The 19,843-nt window shown below is 72.0% G+C and carries 15 protein-coding genes and 1 pseudogene; 15 read left to right on the top strand and 1 reads right to left on the bottom strand.

What is annotated here, in order from left to right; all coding sequences use genetic code 11:
- Position 1 precedes the first annotated feature (1 nt).
- From SOM35_RS05195 to SOM35_RS05210, 5 genes and pseudogenes are all read left to right on the top strand, one after another.
- Positions 2-973 carry an AAA family ATPase gene (locus tag SOM35_RS05195; protein WP_111073611.1) on the top strand — a complete coding sequence of 324 codons (972 nt, stop codon included), beginning with the start codon at positions 2-4 and terminating at the stop codon, positions 971-973.
- 65 nt (positions 974-1,038) lie between these two features.
- Complete coding sequence (locus tag SOM35_RS05200) at positions 1,039-2,379, top strand: DUF58 domain-containing protein (protein ID WP_320514636.1); 1,341 nt, start codon at positions 1,039-1,041, stop codon at positions 2,377-2,379.
- Entirely contained in the window at positions 2,376-4,754 is a 2,379-nt protein-coding gene (locus SOM35_RS05205; RefSeq protein WP_320514637.1) for a transglutaminase TgpA family protein, read from the top strand. The genes SOM35_RS05200 and SOM35_RS05205 overlap by 4 nt, the downstream gene beginning before the upstream one ends.
- Before the next feature lie 129 nt (positions 4,755-4,883).
- Positions 4,884-4,952, top strand: a pseudogene (locus tag SOM35_RS17395) (zinc-ribbon domain-containing protein); the annotation flags it as partial.
- A 45-nt stretch (positions 4,953-4,997) separates the two neighbouring features.
- Positions 4,998-6,734, top strand: a complete 1,737-nt coding sequence (locus SOM35_RS05210) for an FHA domain-containing protein (protein WP_320514638.1) — start codon at positions 4,998-5,000, stop codon at positions 6,732-6,734.
- 967 nt (positions 6,735-7,701) lie between these two features.
- Here SOM35_RS05210 and SOM35_RS05215 read toward each other — a convergent pair.
- Positions 7,702-8,688 (bottom strand): asparaginase, encoded by a 987-nt coding sequence (locus SOM35_RS05215; protein ID WP_320514639.1) that lies wholly within the window; start codon positions 8,686-8,688, stop codon positions 7,702-7,704.
- A 51-nt stretch (positions 8,689-8,739) separates the two neighbouring features.
- Between SOM35_RS05215 and SOM35_RS05220 the strand changes: the two genes are divergently transcribed.
- The 10 genes from SOM35_RS05220 to SOM35_RS05265 all read left to right on the top strand — a co-directional run bounded on the left by SOM35_RS05220 (position 8,740) and on the right by SOM35_RS05265 (position 19,825).
- Complete coding sequence (locus SOM35_RS05220) at positions 8,740-9,237, top strand: OsmC family protein (protein ID WP_221850317.1); 498 nt, start codon at positions 8,740-8,742, stop codon at positions 9,235-9,237.
- A gap of 5 nt (positions 9,238-9,242) precedes the next feature.
- The gene (locus SOM35_RS05225) at positions 9,243-10,211 is read left to right on the top strand and encodes an FKBP-type peptidyl-prolyl cis-trans isomerase (RefSeq protein ID WP_320514640.1); all 969 of its coding nucleotides are present in this window, start codon (positions 9,243-9,245) and stop codon (positions 10,209-10,211) included.
- A gap of 100 nt (positions 10,212-10,311) precedes the next feature.
- Entirely contained in the window at positions 10,312-11,412 is a 1,101-nt protein-coding gene (locus tag SOM35_RS05230; protein ID WP_320514641.1) for a 1-deoxy-D-xylulose-5-phosphate reductoisomerase, read from the top strand.
- A 130-nt stretch (positions 11,413-11,542) separates the two neighbouring features.
- A complete protein-coding gene (locus tag SOM35_RS05235) occupies positions 11,543-12,871 on the top strand; it encodes a M50 family metallopeptidase (RefSeq protein WP_290158048.1) in 1,329 nt (442 codons plus the stop codon).
- Between the two features lie 79 nt (positions 12,872-12,950).
- Positions 12,951-14,516: a purine-cytosine permease family protein gene (locus SOM35_RS05240; RefSeq protein ID WP_320514642.1), complete on the top strand. Its 1,566-nt coding sequence runs from the start codon at positions 12,951-12,953 to the stop codon at positions 14,514-14,516.
- A complete protein-coding gene (locus SOM35_RS05245) occupies positions 14,513-15,124 on the top strand; it encodes a cysteine hydrolase family protein (protein ID WP_414648553.1) in 612 nt (203 codons plus the stop codon). The genes SOM35_RS05240 and SOM35_RS05245 overlap by 4 nt, the downstream gene beginning before the upstream one ends.
- Positions 15,125-15,237: 113 nt before the next feature.
- Complete coding sequence (gene ispG / locus SOM35_RS05250; protein ID WP_320514900.1) at positions 15,238-16,368, top strand: flavodoxin-dependent (E)-4-hydroxy-3-methylbut-2-enyl-diphosphate synthase; 1,131 nt, start codon at positions 15,238-15,240, stop codon at positions 16,366-16,368.
- Between the two features lie 150 nt (positions 16,369-16,518).
- Positions 16,519-18,270: a proline--tRNA ligase gene (locus tag SOM35_RS05255; RefSeq protein ID WP_320514643.1), complete on the top strand. Its 1,752-nt coding sequence runs from the start codon at positions 16,519-16,521 to the stop codon at positions 18,268-18,270.
- Between the two features lie 145 nt (positions 18,271-18,415).
- Entirely contained in the window at positions 18,416-19,411 is a 996-nt protein-coding gene (nusA, locus tag SOM35_RS05260; protein WP_320514644.1) for a transcription termination factor NusA, read from the top strand.
- A gap of 87 nt (positions 19,412-19,498) precedes the next feature.
- On the top strand, positions 19,499-19,825 hold the full coding sequence (locus SOM35_RS05265; protein WP_111073598.1) for a YlxR family protein: 327 nt from the start codon (positions 19,499-19,501) through the stop codon (positions 19,823-19,825).
- Positions 19,826-19,843: the final 18 nt, after the last annotated feature.

Raw genomic sequence — 19,843 nt, forward strand, 5'->3', positions numbered from 1 at the left:
CATGAGCATGACCCCGGAGCAGGCCACCCGCTTCGCCGACGTCGCCGGCCGCATCGTGTCGAACGTCGAGCAGGTGCTCCTCGGCAAGACGTTCGTGATCCGGCTCGCCGTCACCGCGATGCTCAGCGAAGGGCACCTGCTGCTCGAGGACGTCCCGGGCACCGGCAAGACCAGCCTGGCGCGCGCCCTCGCCCAGAGCGTCCAGGGGTCGACGAACCGGATCCAGTTCACCCCCGACCTGCTGCCCGGCGACATCAGCGGGATCAGCGTCTACGACCAGCGGGCGCAGGAGTTCGAGTTCCACCGCGGTCCGGTGTTCGCGAACATCGTGCTGGCCGACGAGATCAACCGCGCCAGTCCGAAGACCCAGTCCGCCCTGCTCGAGGCGATGGAGGAGTCCGCCGTCACCGTCGACGGAGTCACCCACCGACTGGCGCAGCCGTTCATGGTCGTCGCGACGCAGAACCCGATCGAACAGGCTGGGACCTACCGCCTGCCCGAGGCACAGCTCGACCGCTTCCTCATGAAGACGTCCATCGGCTACCCGGACCACGCGGCGACGGTCCGGATCCTCGAGACGTCCGCGGCACCGTCCGCCGCGGTCCCGGTCGCGAGCGTCGTCCCCGCCGCGACCGTCACCGAGATGGCCGCGCTCGCGCGCACCGTGCACGTCGACCCCGTCATCGCCGACTACGTCGCGCGACTCGTGGACGGCACCCGCGCCGCCGACGAGGTCCGACTCGGTGTCAGCGTCCGCGGGGCGATGGGCCTGATGCGCGCCAGCCGCGTCCTCGCCGCCGTCACCGGACGGCACTACGTCACACCCGACGACGTGAAGGCCCTCGCCGAGCCGGTCCTCGCCCACCGCATGGTGCTCGACCCGGAGGCCGAGTTCGACGGCGTCAGCGCCTCGAGCGTGGTGGCGCAGCTGCTCGTCGAGACGCCACCGCCGGCCGACCGGGTCCCACGGTGACGGATCGCCGTCCCGCCGACACACGGTCCCGTCGTCCCCTCGCGACGCGGTCGCGTCGCGCGGGCGTGCAGGAGCGCACCGGGACGGTCGCCGGCCTCACCAACGTCCGGACCCGCCTCGTCGGTGAGCGTGAGGACGTCGCCGCCGACGCGGTGGTCGGCGTGGTCCGCGCCTGGCGCTCGCTCGGGAGGCTCGTCCGCCGTGCCTGGGGCGAGGTCGCGTCCGTCGTGACACCGCTCGGGTGGATCGTGGCCGTCCTCACGGTCGTCGCGTTCGTCGCCGGGTACCGCGCCGGGCTCCGGGAGGTCGTCGTCATCGGGTGGGCGGGAGCGGTCCTCGTCGTGGTGGCGGCGATCGCCCTCCTCGGCCGGTCCCGCCTGCTCATCCGGATGACCCCGCCGCAGCACCGGGTGGTGGTGGGGGACGAGGCCGGCGTGACCATCACCGCGGAGAACCCCACGCGCCTCCCGACCGTCCCGACGACGGTGGAGGTGCCGGTCGGCACCGGGCTCATCGACGTGACGATCCCGACGGTGGCGCCCCGCGCGACCTTCGAACAGCACGTCGCGGTCCCGACCGTCCGCCGGGGCGTCCTCGACGTCGGACCGGTGACCGGCGTCCGTGCCGACCCCGTCGGCCTGGTGCGCCGCGAGGTCGTCTGGACCGCTCGCGAGCAGGTGATCGTGCACCCGCGGACGATCGCGATCCCGTCGACGAGCACCGGGCTGGTCCGCGACCTCGAGGGGCAGGCGACCACCGACCTCTCGCCGGCCGACATCGCCTTCCACGCGATCCGTGAGTACATGCCGGGCGACGACCCCCGGACGATCCACTGGAAGTCGACCGCCAAGACCGGAGCCTTCATGGTGCGGCAGTTCGAGGACACCCGGCGTTCACACCTCGTCGTCGCACTCGGCATCGCCCGCGCCGAGTTCGCGGACGACGACGAGTTCGAACTCGCGGTGAGCGTCGCCGCGTCGCTCGGCGCCCGTGCCGTCCGGGACGGCCGCGAGGTCACCGTCGTCGTCTCGGAACGCACCCCGGAGTTCGCCAAGCGTGCCGTCCGCGCCGTGCGTCCGCTGCCGACCGTCACCCCGACCCGCCTGCTCGATGCGTTCGCCCGGGTGGGGCTGGCCGACGCCTGTCTGCCGATCGCCGAGGTCGCGCGCATCGCCGGTCGGGACACCCCCGGCATCTCCGTCGCGTTCCTGGTCGTCGGTTCGACCGTCGCGGTGCCGGCCCTCCGCCTCGCCGCCTCGCGGTTCCCCGTCGGGGTCGAGGTCGTCGCCGTCGTCTGCGAACCGGAGGCCGTGCCTCGGTCCGTCCGGGTCGGCGCGTTGACGGTCATGACCGTCGGGTACCTCGAGGACCTCCGCCACGCCCTGCAGCGGTCGGTCAGCGCATGAGCATCGACGAGCGCCGGGCCCCGCGCCCGACACCGCACGCCGGGCCCCGGTCGGGGGCACGAGCTGCCCGCCGACGCCGGGTGTCGCCGCTGCGTCTGGTCGCGGGCACGCTGGCCGTCTGGCTCCTCGTGGCGCTCGCGAGCACGGCCTGGTGGCCGATCCACCGTGACACCGCGATGGTGACCGCAGGGGTCACGGCCGTGGTCGTCGGTTCCGTCGTGGCGCTGCTGGGAGCCGGGATGCGCCTCCCGGCCTCGGTCGTGTCGATCGTGACCGTCGTCGGCTTCGCGGCCACCGGCGTCCCCGCTGCCGTGCCCGGCGCGGCGGACGGCCCGCTGCCGACGCTGCCCGGACTGGTCGAGCTCGTCAGCGGAGTCGCCCTCGGGTGGCGGCGCCTCCTGACGATCACCCTGCCGGTCGGGTCGTACGAGGCGCTCCTCGTGCCGTACTTCGTGTCGGTCCTCCTCGTGACGGTCGTCGGCGTGAGCATCGCGACCCGCGCCTCCCGTCCGGAACTCGCCAGCCTGCCGGCGCTCGCGCTCTTCGTCACCGGCACCGTCTTCGGACCGACGCGGCTCGAGACGTCCGTCTGGCTCGGCGTCCTGCTCGCCGGGGTCGCGCTCGTGTGGGCGCTGACCGTCCGGCACCTCCGGCGCGCGGCGACCGTCGCGGCGACCGCCGGAGCCCGTGTGCCGATCGTGCGGGCGGTGGTCCGGCCGGCGCTGGTCGGCACGGCGACGATCGCCGCGGCCGCCGTCGTCGCCACCGGACTCGGTCTCGTCGCGCCCCCGTCGGGAGCGCGCACGGTCGCCCGCACGGACGTCGTGAAGCCCTTCGACCCGCGCGACCAGGTCAGCCCGCTCAGCGGGTTCCGCGCCTACGAGGAGTCCGGCCGAGCCGACGAGCCCCAACTCACCGTCACCGGGTTGCCCGCCGGCGGTTTCGTGCGGATCGCGACCCTGGACACCTACGACGGCGTCGTCTACCGCGTCGGAGGTCCGGACGGCGCTTCGGCGTCCGGGTCCTTCGAGCGGGTCCCGACCGCGGTCGACACCCGCGACGTACGGGGGACCGCCGTCGACGTCGCCGTCACGGTCCAGGGGTACCGGGGGGTCTGGCTGCCCACGGTCGGTGACCTGACGTCGGTCGCGTTCCGCGGACCGGACGCGGACCGTGAGCGGACCGCCTTCTTCTACAACCGCTCCACCGGCACCGCCGCCCTCGTCGACGGGGTGACCGACCGGACGCGGTACACGTTGTCCGCCGTGGTCCCCGACCAACCGACCCAGGACGAGCTGACCGACGCCCGGCCGGGCGACGCCGCCGTCCCGACACCGCGCGCGGTGCCGGACGCGGTGCAGGACGCCGTCCGCGCCGACACCGACGCGGACACGAGCGACGGAGCGCAACTGCTCGCCGCGCTGCAGGCGCTGCGGCGCACCGGGTACGTCAGTCACGGCGTCGGTGACGACCGTCCCAGCCGGAGCGGTCACGGTGCCGACCGGATCACGCAGCTCCTCACCGCCGTGCCGATGGTGGGGGACCAGGAGCAGTACGCCGTCGCCGCCGCCCTGATGGCACGGGAGATCGGGTTCCCCGCGCGCGTCGTCCTGGGGTTCACGCCCGGCGGCGACTCGGGTGATCAGGAAGCTGCAGCGACGGGCGGGCGGACCACGTTCCGCGGCTCCGACGTCACCGCCCGGATCGAGGTGGACACGGCGCAGTGGGGCTGGGTCATGCTCGACCCCAACCCGGTCGTCCGGGAGATCCCGGACGAGTCCGACCAGACGCCGCAGCCGGTGACGCGGCCCGAGACCGTCGTGCCGCCGCCCCCGGCCCAACAGCTCGACCAGGACCAGCAGACGCCGCCGCAGGCCGACCGGGACACCCCGCCGACGCAGCCACTGTGGTTGCAGATCCTGCTCGCGGTGTTGCCGTGGGCGCTCGGGGTCCTCGGGCTCCTGGCGCTCGTGCTGCTGCCGATCGCCGCCGTCGTCTCGGCCAAGCGGCTCCGGCGTCGACGGCGGCGTCGAGCACCGGAGGCGCGGGCCCGGGTCGTCGGTGCGTGGGACGAGTACCGGGACGCCCTGCTCGACGGTGGTCACGACGTCGACCCGTCCGCCACCCGCCGAGAGGTCGGTCAGGCCGCGCCGGGCGACGCCGGTGCTGCGATCGCGGCCGATGCCGACGCCGCGGTCTTCGGTCCGGCCGACGTCGACCGTGCCGGTGCCGACCGGACGTGGGCGGCGGTGGACGCGGCGATCACCGCACTGCGCGCCGGCCGCGACCGGCGTGCCCGGTTCCGCGCGGCGACCTCACTCCGGTCGTTCCGGTCGTTCCGGTCGTTCCGGTCGGTCCGTTCGTTCCGTCGGTGACGACCGGCGTGGGTGCTGCGGCTGTGGCTGCCTCCGTCGGCGCGCGGAGACTGCTCTGATCGGCGGTGACTACGATGTCCCGAGGCCGGAAGCACCTCGCGGACGGCTGGACGAGGACAGAGGCACCCTGTGATCAGATGCGAACACTGCGGATCGGCGCTCCCGGACGGAGCGATCTTCTGCGGTGAGTGCGGACGAGCCGTCACGACCTCGGCAGCTCGCCGCACTGCACCCTTCGAAGCCGTGGACCGGTCGACACCGCCGCCGCTGCAGCAGCCCGACGCGCACGGTCGCGCACCGGAGACCGCCGACGACGCGTGGCTCCCCGAGTCCACGCTCGAACCCGCGACCCGGGCGTGGTTGACCGGCGCCGACCGCAGCGGATCCGCTCCCGAGCCGGATGCCCAGGACCTCACGCCGCGCAGTGCGCCGACCCACGTCCACGGTGCCGGCACGGGTCTCGGCGACTGGACCGGCCGCCCCGGCGCAGCACCGACGTCGGCAGCGCAGGTGCCTGCCGAACCGACGCTCGACCCGGATGCCTTCCCCGCCGAGGACGTCGCTCCCCAGGACGACCCGGAGGTCCAGCGCACGGCCGCCTGGGCGCCCCCAGAGCGACAGCCCACCGGGCAAGAGTCCGCCGGGCAGCAGTCCGCTGACACGGAAGGCACCGGATCCGCCGCCGTCCCGGTCTGGGAACCGCAGGCCGCCCCGGCAGCCCCGCCGGCCGGACCGTCCTGGTGGATCGGTCGCGCCCCGTCCGCTGCGGTCACCGACGCGTCCTCCTCGACCGACGCCGACGCAAGCACCCCGGGTGCGCCCGACGCCGGTGCGTTCGACGACGCACCCCGACCCGGCGACACCGCGGCGTTCCAGCCCGTCGTCGAACGCCGCGCACCCCGCCCCGCTCCGCTCGTCGCGCCGGGAAGCCAGAGCGCGACCTGCCACGTCTGCGGGCACACACTGGAACCCGACGACATCTTCTGCGAGGAGTGTGGCTCCGTCCGGCCCGCGGTCACCGCGGCCTTCACCGGTCCGGTGATGCCGCTGCCGCTCACCCGGCCCGACTGGGCGGCCGACGAGGACGCGCTCCGCAGCGCCGTCTCCGACGCACGCGAGCTCACCGACGGCGACGGTGACCACGCTGCCGACGGGTCCGGTGTCGACGAACCGGTCGGCGACGAGACCGTTGACGAGCCCGTTGTCGACGGGCCGGTCGTCGATGACGCGGCCTCCGACGAGCCTGAGGCCGACGAGCAAGTGGACGACGAGCACGTTGACGACGAGCCTGCCGGGCAGCAGGAGTCGGACGAACCCGCCGCGGACGAGCTCGCCGCTGACGCTTCCGTCGCCGACGAGCCCGAGACGGACTCTGACCGGCAGGAGGACGCCGGAGACGGCGCCGATGCCGACCAGGAGGCCCACCTCACCTGGGCCGCACCGCTCCCGCCCGTGTCGCCCCGGCCCGTGACGCCACCGCCCACGACACCGACGGTCGATGACGCACCGACTGCCGCTCCACTTCCGCCCGTCCCGCACGCCGGAGAGGCTCCCGAGGTCGCTCCGGCCGACGAAGCGCCGTCGGACGCCGCACTCCAGGAAGACGACGACGAGGACGTCGAGGCGACACGCATCGTGTCGCGCAAGCCCGAACACGCCCCGTTCCTGCTGCACTTCAGTACGGGCGAACGCCTCGGCGTGCACGGTTCCGCGTTGCTCGGGCGGCTGCCACGCCCGGAGCCGGAGGAGCACTTCGACGAGCTGCTGACGATCCGCGACCCCGGCAAGTCGGTGTCGAAGACGCACCTGGAACTCGGGCGTGACGGCGACGACCTCTGGGTGTCGGACCGCTACTCGGGCAACGGGACGGTCATCCGCCACATCGACGGGTCGATCCGCCGGTGCGAGCCGGGTCGGCGCTACCGGGTCGAGCGCGGAGCCCGCGTCGACGTGGGGGAGCAGTTCTTCCTGTTGCAGTGACACCCGGGCGCCTTCCTACACCGTGACGCGCCACCGTCCGGTTCTCCACAGACCGCACGGCGAGCAGGTGGGGGCCGTGTGCTTCGCGATGTGATGAGGGCATGGAACCTCGTGCAGCACGTCGCGTGGCCGTCGTGGTGGCGGTCCTCATCGCCGTCGGGACGCTCGTCGTGCCGGGCCCCAGCGTGCCGGTACTCTGGGCGGCTGCCGGGGTCTGCCTCCTCGTCGCGGTGGCGGTACGGGCCCCACGAACCGGCGGCGGTCCAGCGGCGGTCGTCCTCCCCCCGGAGACCGACCACGGACTCGGACACGTACCCGGGCCCGGACATGTACCCGGACACCTACCCGGACCGGCAGACGCACCCGCACTCGGACACCGACTCGACCCCGAACTCGACGGGACAGCCGAGCACGACCGTATCCCCGAGGCCGCAGTCGACGGCGCGATCCTGATCGGCCGGACCTCGGGCGGCGCCCTCGTCCGGGCCGACCCGTCCGGCGGCGTCGTCGTCTGTGGCACCGGTGCGCTCGCTCGCGCGGTCTTCACCGGCCTGGTGGACCAGCTCGACGAGTTGCGCGCCAGGCCCGCTGAGCGGAGCACGGTCGACCCGCAGGCCTCGGCGACGTCGCTCCGAGTCGCGGCGGACACCGCTCTGCTCGGGCAGCGGATCGTCCGCAGCGGGATGCCGGACGGGACCTGCGCCGCCGTCCTGCTCGATCCCGAGGGGCACCGGGCCGCCTCGGTGGTGCTCGTGCCGAGCACGACGACCGCACCCCGCTGCTGCACCGCCGTCGTCGATGTGACGCGCTACGGGTGTCGTCTCCGACGACGCCTGGCCGACGGATCCATGGACCCCGTCGGGGTCACGATGCGTCCGACCTTGCCGTTGCTCGTCGTGCCCGACCGCCCGGCTCCTCGGCCCGACCAGCACCACCCGGACAGCCCTCCGGACGGCCCGGTCCTGGTTCAGCGCAGGCCAGCTCCGGCGCGGACGGCACCCACCGGCACGCCGCCGCCGAGCACCCGCTCGCCGGTGGCGGCGAGGACCTCGTCGGCGGCCTCGGCATCGACCAGCCCGTTGCGCACCAGGAGCGTCAGCGCTGCCAGGGTGCCGGCGCGGAGCGACCCGTCCAGCACCTTGACGGCGACGGCGGGCCCCTGCGGCACTCCCATCACCATCACGCCCTCGGCCCCGAGCTTGGCCAGGACGCCGAGCCGTTCGATCGTCACGGTGTTCGCCCGGCCCACGCCGTCGATCGCCCACGCGTTCGCCAGGACGGCGTCGGTCAGCGCAGCGGTGTCGTCGTCCGCCCGGGCGACGACACCGGCGATGCCCCGTGCCAGCCCGGTGAGCGTCAGCGGGAACACCGGCGCGCCACACCCGTCGGTGCCGACGACGTCGACGACCTCGCCGGTGAAGTCCTCGACGGTGCTGCGGACCGCACGCTGGAGCGGGTGGTCGATCTCCAGGTACGTCGCTGCGTCCCAGCCGTGGACGCGGCAGGCGGCGAGCATCCCGGCGTGCTTGCCGGAGCAGTTCATCGCCAGGCGCCGTGGGCCGTCCATACCGCGCGCGGTCTCGCGGTCGAAGGGCAGGTCCGGCGGGCAGCCCAGGTCGTCCTCGACGTGGTCGAAGCGTTCGAGCATGCGCAGTGCCAGGGACTGGTGGGACGGGGTCCCCGCGTGACTCGCCGTCGTCATCACGAGTTCGTCGCCGGCGAAGAGCGCCCCTTCACGGCGGATCGCGAGTGCCTGGAACGGCTTCATGGTCGAGCGGGGGTAGATGCTCGCCGTGACGTCCCCGACCGCGTCGACGACGGTGCCGTCCGCGGTGACGACCACCCCCGCGCCGATGTGGCGGCTCTCGTCGAAGCCGGAACGGTCGAGGACCGCCAGCTCGACGGACCCGTCGGCGGTGAGAGGATGACGGTCGGTGCTGGGAGCCACGCTCATGCGGCGAGCCTACCGACCACCGGACCGTTCACCGTGACGAAGGGACCGCCCATGACCGACCACTCCTACGAGGTGTCCGTGCGCTGGACCGGCAACCGGGGGACCGGGACGAGCGGGTACCGCGACTACGGTCGCGACCACGTCATCAGCGCGGCGGGCAAGCCCGACGTCCTCGGCAGCGCCGACCCGACCTTCCGCGGCGACCGCGATCGCTGGAACCCGGAGGAGATGATCCTGGCCGCCCTCAGCCAGTGCCACATGATGAGCTACCTGTACGTCGCGTCGACGCTCGGCATCACGGTGGTCGACTACCAGGACCGCGCGACGGCGAGTCTCGATGTGCACCGCGACGGCTCGGGGGAACTGACCGAGGTCCTCCTCCGGCCCGTCGTGACCATCACGGAGCCCGACCGTGTCGACGACGCCCGCACCGCACACGCCGAGGCGAACCGGTTGTGCTTCATCGCCCGCTCGGTCGCGTTCCCGGTCCACCACGAGGCCGAGATCACCGTCCTCGGAGCCGACGCATCAGTGAGTGCGGCAGGATGACCCGTGTGAAGCGTCTCCGTCTGCTCCCCCTCGCCCTCGTGCCCGCCGTGATCCTCGGCCTCGCGGCCTGCTCCGGTTCCGGCTCGTCGGACCCCTCGGCATCGGCCACCTCCGCCCCGAGCTCGACCCCGACGCCGATCACCTCGTGCCCGAAGCCCGGCAAGGCCTCGGACTCCGTGAAGGCCACCGGATCGGTCGGTGGTTCGGCAGCGCCGAAGGTCACGTTCGACAAGGGGCTGACGGCCGACCCGCCGCAGGCCACCCGCGTCGTGAAGGGCTCGGGCGCGTCCCTGTCGAAGGGTGACTTCGTGCAGGTCGCGTACACGGCGTACAGCGCGAAGGACGCCAAGAACCTCGTCACGGTCGGCTTCGACCAGGGCAACCCGCAGGTGCTCTCGGTCGGTGGCACCGGCTTCGGCGCCATCCTGTCGTGCGCGAAGGTCGGCGACCGGGTGGCCGTGGTCGGTCAGGCAGCGGCACTCGGCTTCAACACGACCGGCTCCATCGTCGTCGTCGCAGACGTCGTCGAGCAGACGCCGACCAAGTCGACCGGCACGCCGAAGGACCAGGACCCGAAGTTGCCGACCGTCAAGGACGCCGCGAACGGCGAGCCGACGATCACGATCCCCGACACGGCCGCTCCGACGAAGACCACGGCCGAGGTCATCAAGCAGGGCGACGGCGACACGATCAAGGACGGCGACACCGCGCTCGTCCAGTACAAGGGCGTGCTCTACAAGGGCGGCAAGGAGTTCGACTCCTCGTGGTCGAAGGGCTCCCCGACGACCTTCACCATCTCGAACAGCGGTCTGATCCCCGGCTTCGTGAAGGGTCTGGTCGGCCAGAAGGTCGGCTCCCAGGTCATGATCGTCGTCACCCCGGAAGACGGCTACGGTGCCACTCCGCCAGAGGGCTCGGGCGTCCCGGCCAACGCGACCCTGGTGTTCGTGGTCGATCTGCTCGCCAAGGGCTGACCTGCCGGACGGCAAGGGCGGGTGGTGCGTCTCGACGCACCACCCGCCCTTCGTCGTGCGGGGCGCGGCGGCAGCAACGCGCTCCCGGTAGGTTTCCCCCATGAGCCCCAGCACCACCCGCCGCCGTGTCGTCCTCCTCGGCAGCACCGGGTCGATCGGCACGCAGGCCCTCGACGTCATCGAGCGGAACCCCGACCGCTTCGAGGTCGTCGGTCTCACGGCCGGCAGCAACGCGACGGCCCTCGCCGAGCAGGCCGCCCGGTTCGGGGTCCGCGAGACCGCCCTCGGGTCCGCCGACGCCGAACGGTTGGTGCGGAGCGTCGAGGCGGACGTCGTGCTGAACGGCATCACCGGCTCGGTCGGCCTGGGCCCCACCCTCGCGGTCCTCGAGACCGGCGCGACCCTGGCGCTCGCGAACAAGGAGAGCCTGATCGTCGGCGGTCCGCTCGTCCAGGCGGCGGCCGCTCCCGGGCAGATCGTCCCGGTCGACAGCGAACACTCCGCGATCGCGCAGGCGCTGCGCTCCGGCAGCGACGCCGAGGTCGGACGCCTGGTCCTGACCGCCAGCGGTGGTCCGTTCCGCGGCCGTTCCCGCGACGAGTTGGCCGACGTCACGCCGGCGCAGGCGCTGGCCCACCCGACGTGGGACATGGGCCTCGTGGTCACGACGAACTCGGCCACGCTCGTCAACAAGGGACTCGAGGTCATCGAGGCGCACCTGCTGTTCGGCGTCCCCTACGACCGCATCGACGTCACCGTGCACGCGCAGTCGATCGTGCACTCGATGGTCGAGTTCGTCGACGGCTCCACGATCGCGCAGGCCTCGCCGCCGGACATGCGCCTGCCGATCGCGCTCGGGATGGCGTGGCCGGACCGTGTGCCGCACGTCGGCGTACCGCTCGACTGGACGACGGCGAGCACCTGGACGTTCGAGCCGCTGGACACGCAGGCCTTCGGTGCCGTGGACCTCGCCAAGCGTGTCGGTGTCCTCAGCGGGACGTTCCCGGCGGTCTTCAACGCGGCGAACGAGCAGGCCGTCGCCGCGTTCCACGCGGGCGCGATCGGCTTCCTCGACATCGTCGACACGGTCGCGCGGGTGGTCGACGAGCACGCCGCGGGGGAGCCGTCGCTCGACGGTGTCCTCGCCGCGGAGCGGTGGGCGCGGCAGACCGCGGACCGCATCCTGTCGCGCACGGCGTGATCCGCGCCTCCCGGCCGGGAACGCTCACGCGGGCGGCTCCGCCCTCCAGGGCCACACCGCTCGGGAGGCTCACATCACCACCCAGCCCGCGTACGGCTCCGTCATGGCCAGCGTCCCGTACTCTTTGCCGGTGACCGTCGGAACCGTCCTGCTCTTCATCCTCGGCGTCGTCGTCTTCATCATCGGTCTGCTGGTGTCGATCGGCCTCCACGAGCTCGGCCACCTGGCCTTCGCGAAGCTGTTCAACGTCAAGGTGACCCAGTACTCCCTCGGCTTCGGCAAGGCGGTCTGGTCCTTCCGACGTGGCGAGACCGAGTACGGCATCCGTCCGATCCTGCTCGGCGGCTACATCTCGATGGTGGGCATGCTGAAGCCCCGAGCCTCTGGCCGTGAGATCACGAACACCGGCATGTACTCGGCCTTCGTGCAGGACGCGCGGGCGGCCAGTGCGGAGCAGATCGCGGAGTCGGGTGGCGACGACTCGCGGGCGTTCTACCGGTTGACGCCGTGGAAGCGGATCATCGTGATGGTCGCCGGTCCGGCGATGAACCTGGTGATCGGCATCGTCCTGTTCGGGATCCTGCTCGTCGGGTTCGGCGCGCCGACCACGACCTTCACCTCGAGCGTCGACTGCGTCCTGCCGACCAGCGCACGGACGACGTGCGCCGACGGTGACGCCGTCTCGCCCGCGAAGGAGGCCGGACTCCGGTCCGGCGACGTCGTCCTGTCCGTCGGTGGCGTGCGGAACCCGACCATCACGCAGGTCTCGGACACGTTCCAGCGGTCCGCCGGCAAGGCCGTCCCGGTCGTCGTCGAGCGTGACGGCACCGAGCGCACCCTCCGCGTCACGCCGGCACTCGCCACCCGCGACGTCTACACGGCCGACGGGACGGTCGCGAAGAACAGCGACGGCACGACGAAGACCCAGCGGGTGGGTGTGGTCGGCGTCAGCATCGGGCAGACGCTGGTCCGGCAGTCCCCGGCGGCGGTGCTGCCCGCGACGGGCGCCCAGATCGGCGCGTCGGCGCACCTCATCATCGACCTGCCGCAGCGCCTGGTGGCGGTCTGGAACGCGGCCTTCGGTTCGCAGGCCCGCTCGCAGGACAGCCCGGTGTCGGTCGTCGGGGTCGGCCGGGCGATCGGGACCGTCTCGTCGATGAGCGGCGTGCCCGTGGTGGACAAGGTGTACACGATCCTCGGACTGCTGGCGTCGCTGAACATCGGTCTGTTCGTGCTCAACATGGTGCCGCTCCTGCCGCTCGACGGCGGGCACATCGCGGGCGCCCTGTGGGAAGCCGTGAAGCGCCGGACCTTCCGCCTGTTCGGCAAGGCCGACCCGGGTCCGATCGACCTGGCGAAGACGATGCCGCTGACGATGGTCGTCGTCGTGTTGCTCGCCGGCATGAGCGCGCTCCTGATCTACGCGGACATCGTCCGGCCGGTCAACCTCTTCGGGTAGCAGGCAGCAGATCTGCGGGGAGCAGGCGCCGGCCCTCCGGGGAGCAGGCACCGGCGTCCTCGCGCACTACGCTCACCCCATGAGCGCAGACCCGACGGCCCCGCAGAAGCCCGTCGCCGACCGGGCCCGAGCAGGCCAGACCGGAATCGGCCAGACCGCAGTCGGCCAGACCCGTGCCGTGGAGCGACAGGGCATCGACGTCATCGCCGAGTCGGAACGCAAGGGCCGCCCGCGCGGGCTGTTCTGGCCGTGGTTCGCCGCGAACATCTCGGTGCTCGGTCTGGCGTACGGCTCGTTCGTGCTCGACTTCGGGATCTCGCTGGCACAGGCCACCGTGGTCTCGGTGGTCGGCGTCGTCTTCTCGTTCCTGCTGTGCGGGATCGTCGCGATCGCCGGCAAGCGGGGGTCTGCCCCGACGATGGTCCTCAGCCGCGCCGCGTTCGGTGTGCACGGCAACCGGCTGCCGTCGTTCCTCAGCTGGGTCCTCACGGTCGGGTGGGAGACCGCGCTGGCCGCCCTCGCCGTGCTCGCGACCTCGACGGTGTTCCGGGCGCTCGGGTGGGACGACGGCGTCCTGACGAAGCTCGTCGCCCTGGTGGTCGTCGCGGCACTCGTGGTCGGCGCGGGCATCGCCGGCTTCGACGTGATCATGCGGATGCAGGCCTGGATCACCGTGATCACCGGCGTCCTGACCGTCGTCTACGTGGTCCTGGCGGTCCCCTCGATCGACTTCGGCACGCTCGCCGCGCTGCCGTCCGGCAGCGCACAGAACGTGATCGGTGCCCTGGTGCTCGTGATGACGGGCTTCGGTCTCGGCTGGGTGAACGCGGCGGCGGACTACTCGCGCTACCTGCCCCGCTCGTCCTCGACCGGCGGGGTGGTCGGGTGGACGACGTTCGGCGGGGCACTGGCACCCGCGGTCCTGGTGGTCATCGGCGTGATGCTGGCCGGATCGTCGAAGGAGCTGCACGGTGCGATCTCCGCCGACCCGATCGGTGCCCTGGTGACGGTGATGCCGACCTGGTTCCTCGTGCCCTTCGCGGTCGTCGCGATCCTGGGCCTCGTCGGCGGGGCCGTCCTCGACATCTACTCCTCGGGCCTGGCGCTCCTCAGCGCCGGCGTCCGGATCCCACGACCGGTCGCGGCCGGGGTCGACGGGGTGCTCATGGTCGCCGGAGCCGTGTTCGTGGTGTTCTTCGCGACCGACTTCATCGGGCCGTTCCAGGCGTTCCTCATCACCCTGGGCGTGCCGATCGCGGCGTGGTGCGGAGTGTTCGTCGCCGACGTCCTGCTCCGCCGTCGCGCCTACGCCGAGGACGAGCTCGACACCCCGCGCGGCCGCTACGGCAGCGTGCGGTGGACCGCGATCGCGCTCGTCGTCCTCGGTTCGGTGCTCGGGTGGGGGCTCGTGACGAACTCCACGCCCGGCGCCGAGCTCGTGCACTGGCAGGGCTTCCTGCTCGGCCCGTTCGGTCTCGGCGGGGTGTCCGGTCCGTGGGCGTACGCGAACCTCGGGGTCCTGGTGGCGCTGGTCGTCGGGTTCCTCGGAACGCTGCTGCTCGGCGGCCGGGCGGTCCGGCGCCAGGAGGCCATGCCGGTCACCGAACCGGTGTCCCGGGTGCCGGACGCGGAGCTCCGCCCGTGACCGCGCCGGTCGACACGGTCGACGACGCCGGCACGGGCGACGGTGACGACACGGCGGGTGCCTGGTTGGTCGTCATCGACATGCAGCGGGTGTTCACCGGCGACAGCCCCTGGGCCGCGCCACGGTTCGCCGATGCCTCTGCGGCGATCGAACGGCTCCTGCCACGGTTCCGTGGCCGCACCGTCCTCACCCGGTTCGTCGCTCCCGCCCGGCCGACCGGAGCGTGGGTGCCGTACTACCGCGACTGGCCGTTCGCGCTCGTCCCCGACGAGGACGACCTGTACGCACTCACCGAGCCGTTCGCCGCACTCGCGGCCGGCGACCTGCCGGCGGCGGGGGCCGTCCCCGTCGTGACCGAGCCGACCTTCGGGAAGTGGGGGACGAGCCTCCAGGCCGTGACCGGCAGCGGAGCGGACACGCACCTCGTGCTGACGGGCGTCTCGACCGACTGCTGCGTCCTGTCGACCGCCCTGGCGGCCGCGGACGCCGGCGTCCGGGTCACGGTCGTCGCCGACGCGTGTGCCGGCGCGAGCGACGTCGACCACACCCGGGCGCTCGACGCGATGCGCCTGTACGCCCCGCTCATCACGGTCGTCGACACGCTCTGACACGGGTCTGACCGTCGCCGCGATCCTGGGCACCAGCCGAGCCTGAGTCCCGGCGGACCGCGCTGCGCGGACGAGCGCGTAGAGTTCGGGACGTGCCCGCAGTGAACCTCGGAATGCCGAAGGCCCCCGAAACCCTGGCCCCTCGTCGCAAGTCCCGGCAGATCCGGGTCGGCAAGGTCCTGGTCGGTGGCGACGCCCCCGTGTCCGTGCAGTCGATGACCACGACGCCGACCACGAACATCAACGCGACCCTGCAGCAGATCGCCGAACTGACCGCCTCCGGCTGTGACATCGTCCGTGTCGCCGTGCCGAGCCAGGACGACGCCGACGCGCTGCCGATCATCGCGAAGAAGTCCCAGATCCCCGTGATCGCGGACATCCACTTCCAGCCGAAGTACGTCTTCCAGGCCATCGACGCCGGGTGTGCCGCGGTCCGCGTGAACCCGGGCAACATCCGGAAGTTCGACGACCAGGTCGGTGCCATCGCCGCCGCTGCCAAAGCCGCCGGGGTCAGCCTGCGGATCGGCGTCAACGCCGGGTCGCTCGAGCCGAGCCTCATGCAGAAGTACGGCAAGGCCACCCCCGAAGCACTCGTCGAGTCGGCCGTGTGGGAAGCCTCCCTGTTCGAGGAGCACGACTTCCACGACTTCAAGATCTCGGTCAAGCACAACGACCCGGTCATCATGGTCAAGGCCTACCGTCAGCTGGCCGAGCGCGGCGACTGGCCGCTGCACCTCGGCGTGACCGAGGCCGGCCCGGAGTTCCAGGGCACCATCAAGAGCGCGACGGCGTTCGGCATCCTGCTCGGCGAGGGCATCGGCGACACCATCCGTGTTTCCCTGTCGGCCCCGCCCGCGCAAGAGGTCAAGGTCGGTCTGCAGATCCTCCAGTCGCTGAACCTCCGCGAGCGCAAGCTCGAGATCGTCTCCTGCCCCAGCTGCGGCCGTGCGCAGGTCGACGTCTACCAGCTCGCGAACGACGTCACCTCGGGGCTCGAGGGCATGACCGTGCCGCTGCGCGTCGCCGTGATGGGCTGTGTCGTGAATGGTCCGGGTGAAGCGCGCGAGGCCGACCTCGGTGTCGCCTCGGGCAACGGCAAGGGCCAGATCTTCGTGAAGGGGCACGTCGTCAAGACCGTCCCCGAGTCGGAGATCGTCCAGACGCTCATCGACGAGGCCAACCGCATCGCCGACGAGATGGGTCCGGCAGCCGGCACCGGCAAGCCGTTGGTCGTCACCTCGTAGCGTCCGGGGTCGCTCGCGACCCCATGCCGGACGGGAGGCCCGCGGCGACACCGCCACGGGCCTCCCGTCCGTTCCTGCACAGGCCTGCCACCGCGGCCTCGCCGTCCACAGGTGGGTCGCGCCGTGACCCTGCGCCGCTAGGCTGACGGCGTGGTCACACGGCTCTCTCACCTCTTCTTCCGCACGCTCCGCGACGACCCCTCCGACGCGGAGGTCACGAGTCACAAGCTGCTCGTCCGCGCCGGGTACGTCCGTCGCCAGTCGCCGGGCATCTTCGCCTGGCTGCCGCTCGGGCTCCGGGTCCGCTCCAAGATCGAGGGCATCATCCGCGACGAGATGGTCGCCGCCGGTGCGCAGGAGGTCCTGCTGCCCGCCCTCCTGCCGCGCGAGCCGTACGAGGCCACCAACCGCTGGACCGAGTACGGCGACGGCATGTTCCGCCTGCAGGACCGCAAGGGCTCCGACTACCTGCTCGCGCCCACCCACGAAGAGATGTTCGCCCTCCTCGTGAAGGACCTGTACTCGTCCTACAAGGACCTGCCCGTCACGCTGTTCCAGATCCAGGACAAGTACCGCGACGAGGCCCGTCCCCGCGCGGGACTCCTGCGTGGACGCGAGTTCACGATGAAGGACGCGTACTCGTTCGACCTCGACGACGCCGGGCTCGAACGCAGCTACCAGGTCATGCGGGACGCCTACGAGCGGATCTTCGCCCGTCTGGGTCTCGAGTACGTCATCGTCAAGGCCGATGCCGGGGCGATGGGTGGGTCGAAGTCGGAGGAGTTCCTGCACCCGATCACGGTCGGCGAGGACACCTTCGTCCGCAGCGCCGGCGGGTACGCGGCCAACGTCGAGGCGTACGTCACGCCGGTGCCGGACGCGAAGCCCGTCGACGGCCTGCCCGAGCCCGTGCTGCTCCCCACATCGGACACCCCGACGATCGACTCGCTCGTGGCGCACGCGAACGCCGTCGCCCCGCGTGACGGCGCGCTGTGGACCGCGGCGGACACGCTGAAGAACGTGGTTCTCGCCCTCACACACCTCGACGGCACGCGGGAGATCGTGGTGGTCGGCCTGCCCGGCGACCGCGACGTCGACCTCAAGCGCGCCGAGGTGGCCTTCGCCCCGGCCGAGGTCGAAGCCGCCGGCGACGACGACTTCCGGAAGCACCGCGGCCTGGTCAGGGGCTACATCGGCCCGCAGGTCCTCGGTGCCGACAGCGCCACCGGCCTCCGGTACTTCGTCGACCCGCGCGTGGTCGACGGCACGACCTGGGTCACCGGCGCGAACGAGCGCGGCGTCCACGTCTCCGGTCTGGTGGCCGGGCGTGACTTCGTCGCCGACGGTGTCGCCGAGGTCTCCGACGTCCGCGCCGGCGACCCCGCACCCGACGGCTCCGGCCCGCTCGAGACGGCCCGCGGCATGGAGATCGGCCACGTCTTCCAGCTCGGCCGGAAGTACGCCGAGGCCCTCGGCCTCAAGGTGCAGGACGAGAACGGCAAGCTCGCGACCGTCACGATGGGCTCGTACGGCATCGGTGTGACCCGCATCCTGGCGATCTTGGCCGAGGCGCACAACGACGAGAAGGGTCTGGCCTGGCCGAAGCACGTCGCCCCGTTCGACGTGCACGTCGTCGCGACCGGCAAGGACGCCACCGCGTACGAGCTGGCCGAGTCGATCGTCGCGCAGCTCGAGTCCGAGCGCTTCGACGTGGTGTACGACGACCGGCCGAAGGTGTCGCCGGGTGTCAAGCTCCGTGACGCCGAGCTGCTGGGCATGCCGATCGTCGTGGTCGCGGGCCGTGGCGCCGCCGACGGTGTCGTCGAACTGTGGAACCGGGCCACCGGCGAACGGTCCGACGTCCCGGTCGCGGAACTGCTCTCGGCGGTGCGCGCGATCTGACGCTCCGGCGTCGGCGACCGACGTCCGACGGGAGGCCCGTGGCGGATCCGCCACGGGCCTCCCGTCATTCCTGCGGTACGATCGACGACGGCTTCCGCGCGGTCCCATCCGCGGAAGTGACTCATCTGAATACGGAGGCACCTCGGTGAAGATCGACCTCGCAGTCCTGCGACTCATGGAGCGTGAACGGGAGATCCCGTTCGACGAGCTCGTCCAGATCATCGAATCTGCCATCCTGACCGCCTACCAGAAGCACCGCGCCGAGAACGACGAACCCGTCGATGATCAGGCCCGCGTCGAGCTGGACCGCAAGTCCGGCGAAGTGTCCGTCTTCGTGCCCGAGCGCGACGAGGACGACAACGTCATCGGCGAGTCCGTCGACCAGCCGAGCGACTTCGGCCGGATCGCGGCGTTCGCCGCCAAGCAGGTCATCAACCAGCGTCTCCGTGACATCGGCGACGACAAGATCCTCGGCGAGTTCCGCGGCAAGGAAGGCGACATCGTCGCCGGCATCGTGCAGCAGGGGCCGAACCCGAAGATGGTGATGGTCGACCTCGGCACGGTGGAGGCGATCCTGCCGCCCGAAGAGCAGGTGCCGGGGGAGACCTACGCGCACGGCACCCGTCTGCGCGTCTACGTGACGAGCGTCGGTCGTGGCCACAAGGGACCGCAGATCACCGTGTCGCGGACCCACCCGGGCCTGGTCCGGAAGCTCTTCGCCCTCGAGGTCCCGGAGATCGCCTCCGGCGTCGTCGAGATCACCTCGCTGGCGCGGGAAGCCGGCCACCGCACGAAGATGGCGGTCAAGGCGAACGAGCCCGGCGTCAACGCCAAGGGCGCGTGCATCGGCGAGCTCGGTGCCCGCGTGCGTTCGGTGACGAACGAGCTCGGCGCCGAGAAGATCGACATCGTGGACTGGTCCTCCGACCTCGCCACGTTCGTCGCCAGCGCGCTGTCGCCCGCCAAGGTCACGAGCGCGTTCGTGCTCGACGCCTCGACGAAGGCCGTCCGCGCCCTCGTGCCGGACTACCAGCTGTCGCTCGCGATCGGCAAGGAAGGGCAGAACGCCCGCCTCGCCGCGAAGCTGACCGGCGCCCGGATCGACATCCAGCCGGACTCGATCCTCGACGGCGACGACTGAGCACCACCCACATCGACGCGATCCGGTTCGCTCGTGGCGACAGGCCTCGGGCGTGCCGGATCGCGGTCGTCGGAGTCAAGGAGTAGAGTGGACGCCGTCAGAACGTGCATCGGCAGTCGTCGTCGCGCAACCCGATCCTCCCTCCTCCGTGTCGTCGCTCACAGTGACGGCTCCGTGGTAGCGGATCCGAAGGCAGTCATGCCGGGCCGGGGGGCATGGCTCACACCGACCGTCGAAGCGTACGAACTGGCCGTCAAGCGCAGGGCATTCCGCCGTGCGCTCCGGCTGGAGCGTGATCCCGACACGTCCGCGGTGCGCGAGTACCTCGCTGGGCTGGGGCCCGATGGCCCGAACAGCACAGCGCTCGAGCGCCAGGACATGACAGAACAGGCTGAACGGCTTATGGACAACTGATGAGCGGCTCGAAATGAG

Origin of the sequence: Curtobacterium sp. CFBP9011 (genome assembly GCF_034045095.1) — a bacterium.
In the GTDB taxonomy this organism is placed as follows: Bacteria; Actinomycetota; Actinomycetes; order Actinomycetales; family Microbacteriaceae; genus Curtobacterium.

What these genes read in the sequence shown, in the direction of transcription:
- SOM35_RS05215 (WP_320514639.1), bottom strand. Translation starts at nt 8,688, where the DNA reads ATGAGCGTGGCTCCCAGCACCGACCGTCATCCTCTCACCGCCGACGGG.
- ispG (WP_320514900.1), top strand. Translation starts at nt 15,238, where the DNA reads ATGCCGAAGGCCCCCGAAACCCTGGCCCCTCGTCGCAAGTCCCGGCAG.
- SOM35_RS05195 (WP_111073611.1), top strand. Translation starts at nt 2, where the DNA reads ATGAGCATGACCCCGGAGCAGGCCACCCGCTTCGCCGACGTCGCCGGC.
- SOM35_RS05220 (WP_221850317.1), top strand. Translation starts at nt 8,740, where the DNA reads ATGACCGACCACTCCTACGAGGTGTCCGTGCGCTGGACCGGCAACCGG.
- SOM35_RS05230 (WP_320514641.1), top strand. Translation starts at nt 10,312, where the DNA reads ATGAGCCCCAGCACCACCCGCCGCCGTGTCGTCCTCCTCGGCAGCACC.
- SOM35_RS05240 (WP_320514642.1), top strand. Translation starts at nt 12,951, where the DNA reads ATGAGCGCAGACCCGACGGCCCCGCAGAAGCCCGTCGCCGACCGGGCC.
- SOM35_RS05205 (WP_320514637.1), top strand. Translation starts at nt 2,376, where the DNA reads ATGAGCATCGACGAGCGCCGGGCCCCGCGCCCGACACCGCACGCCGGG.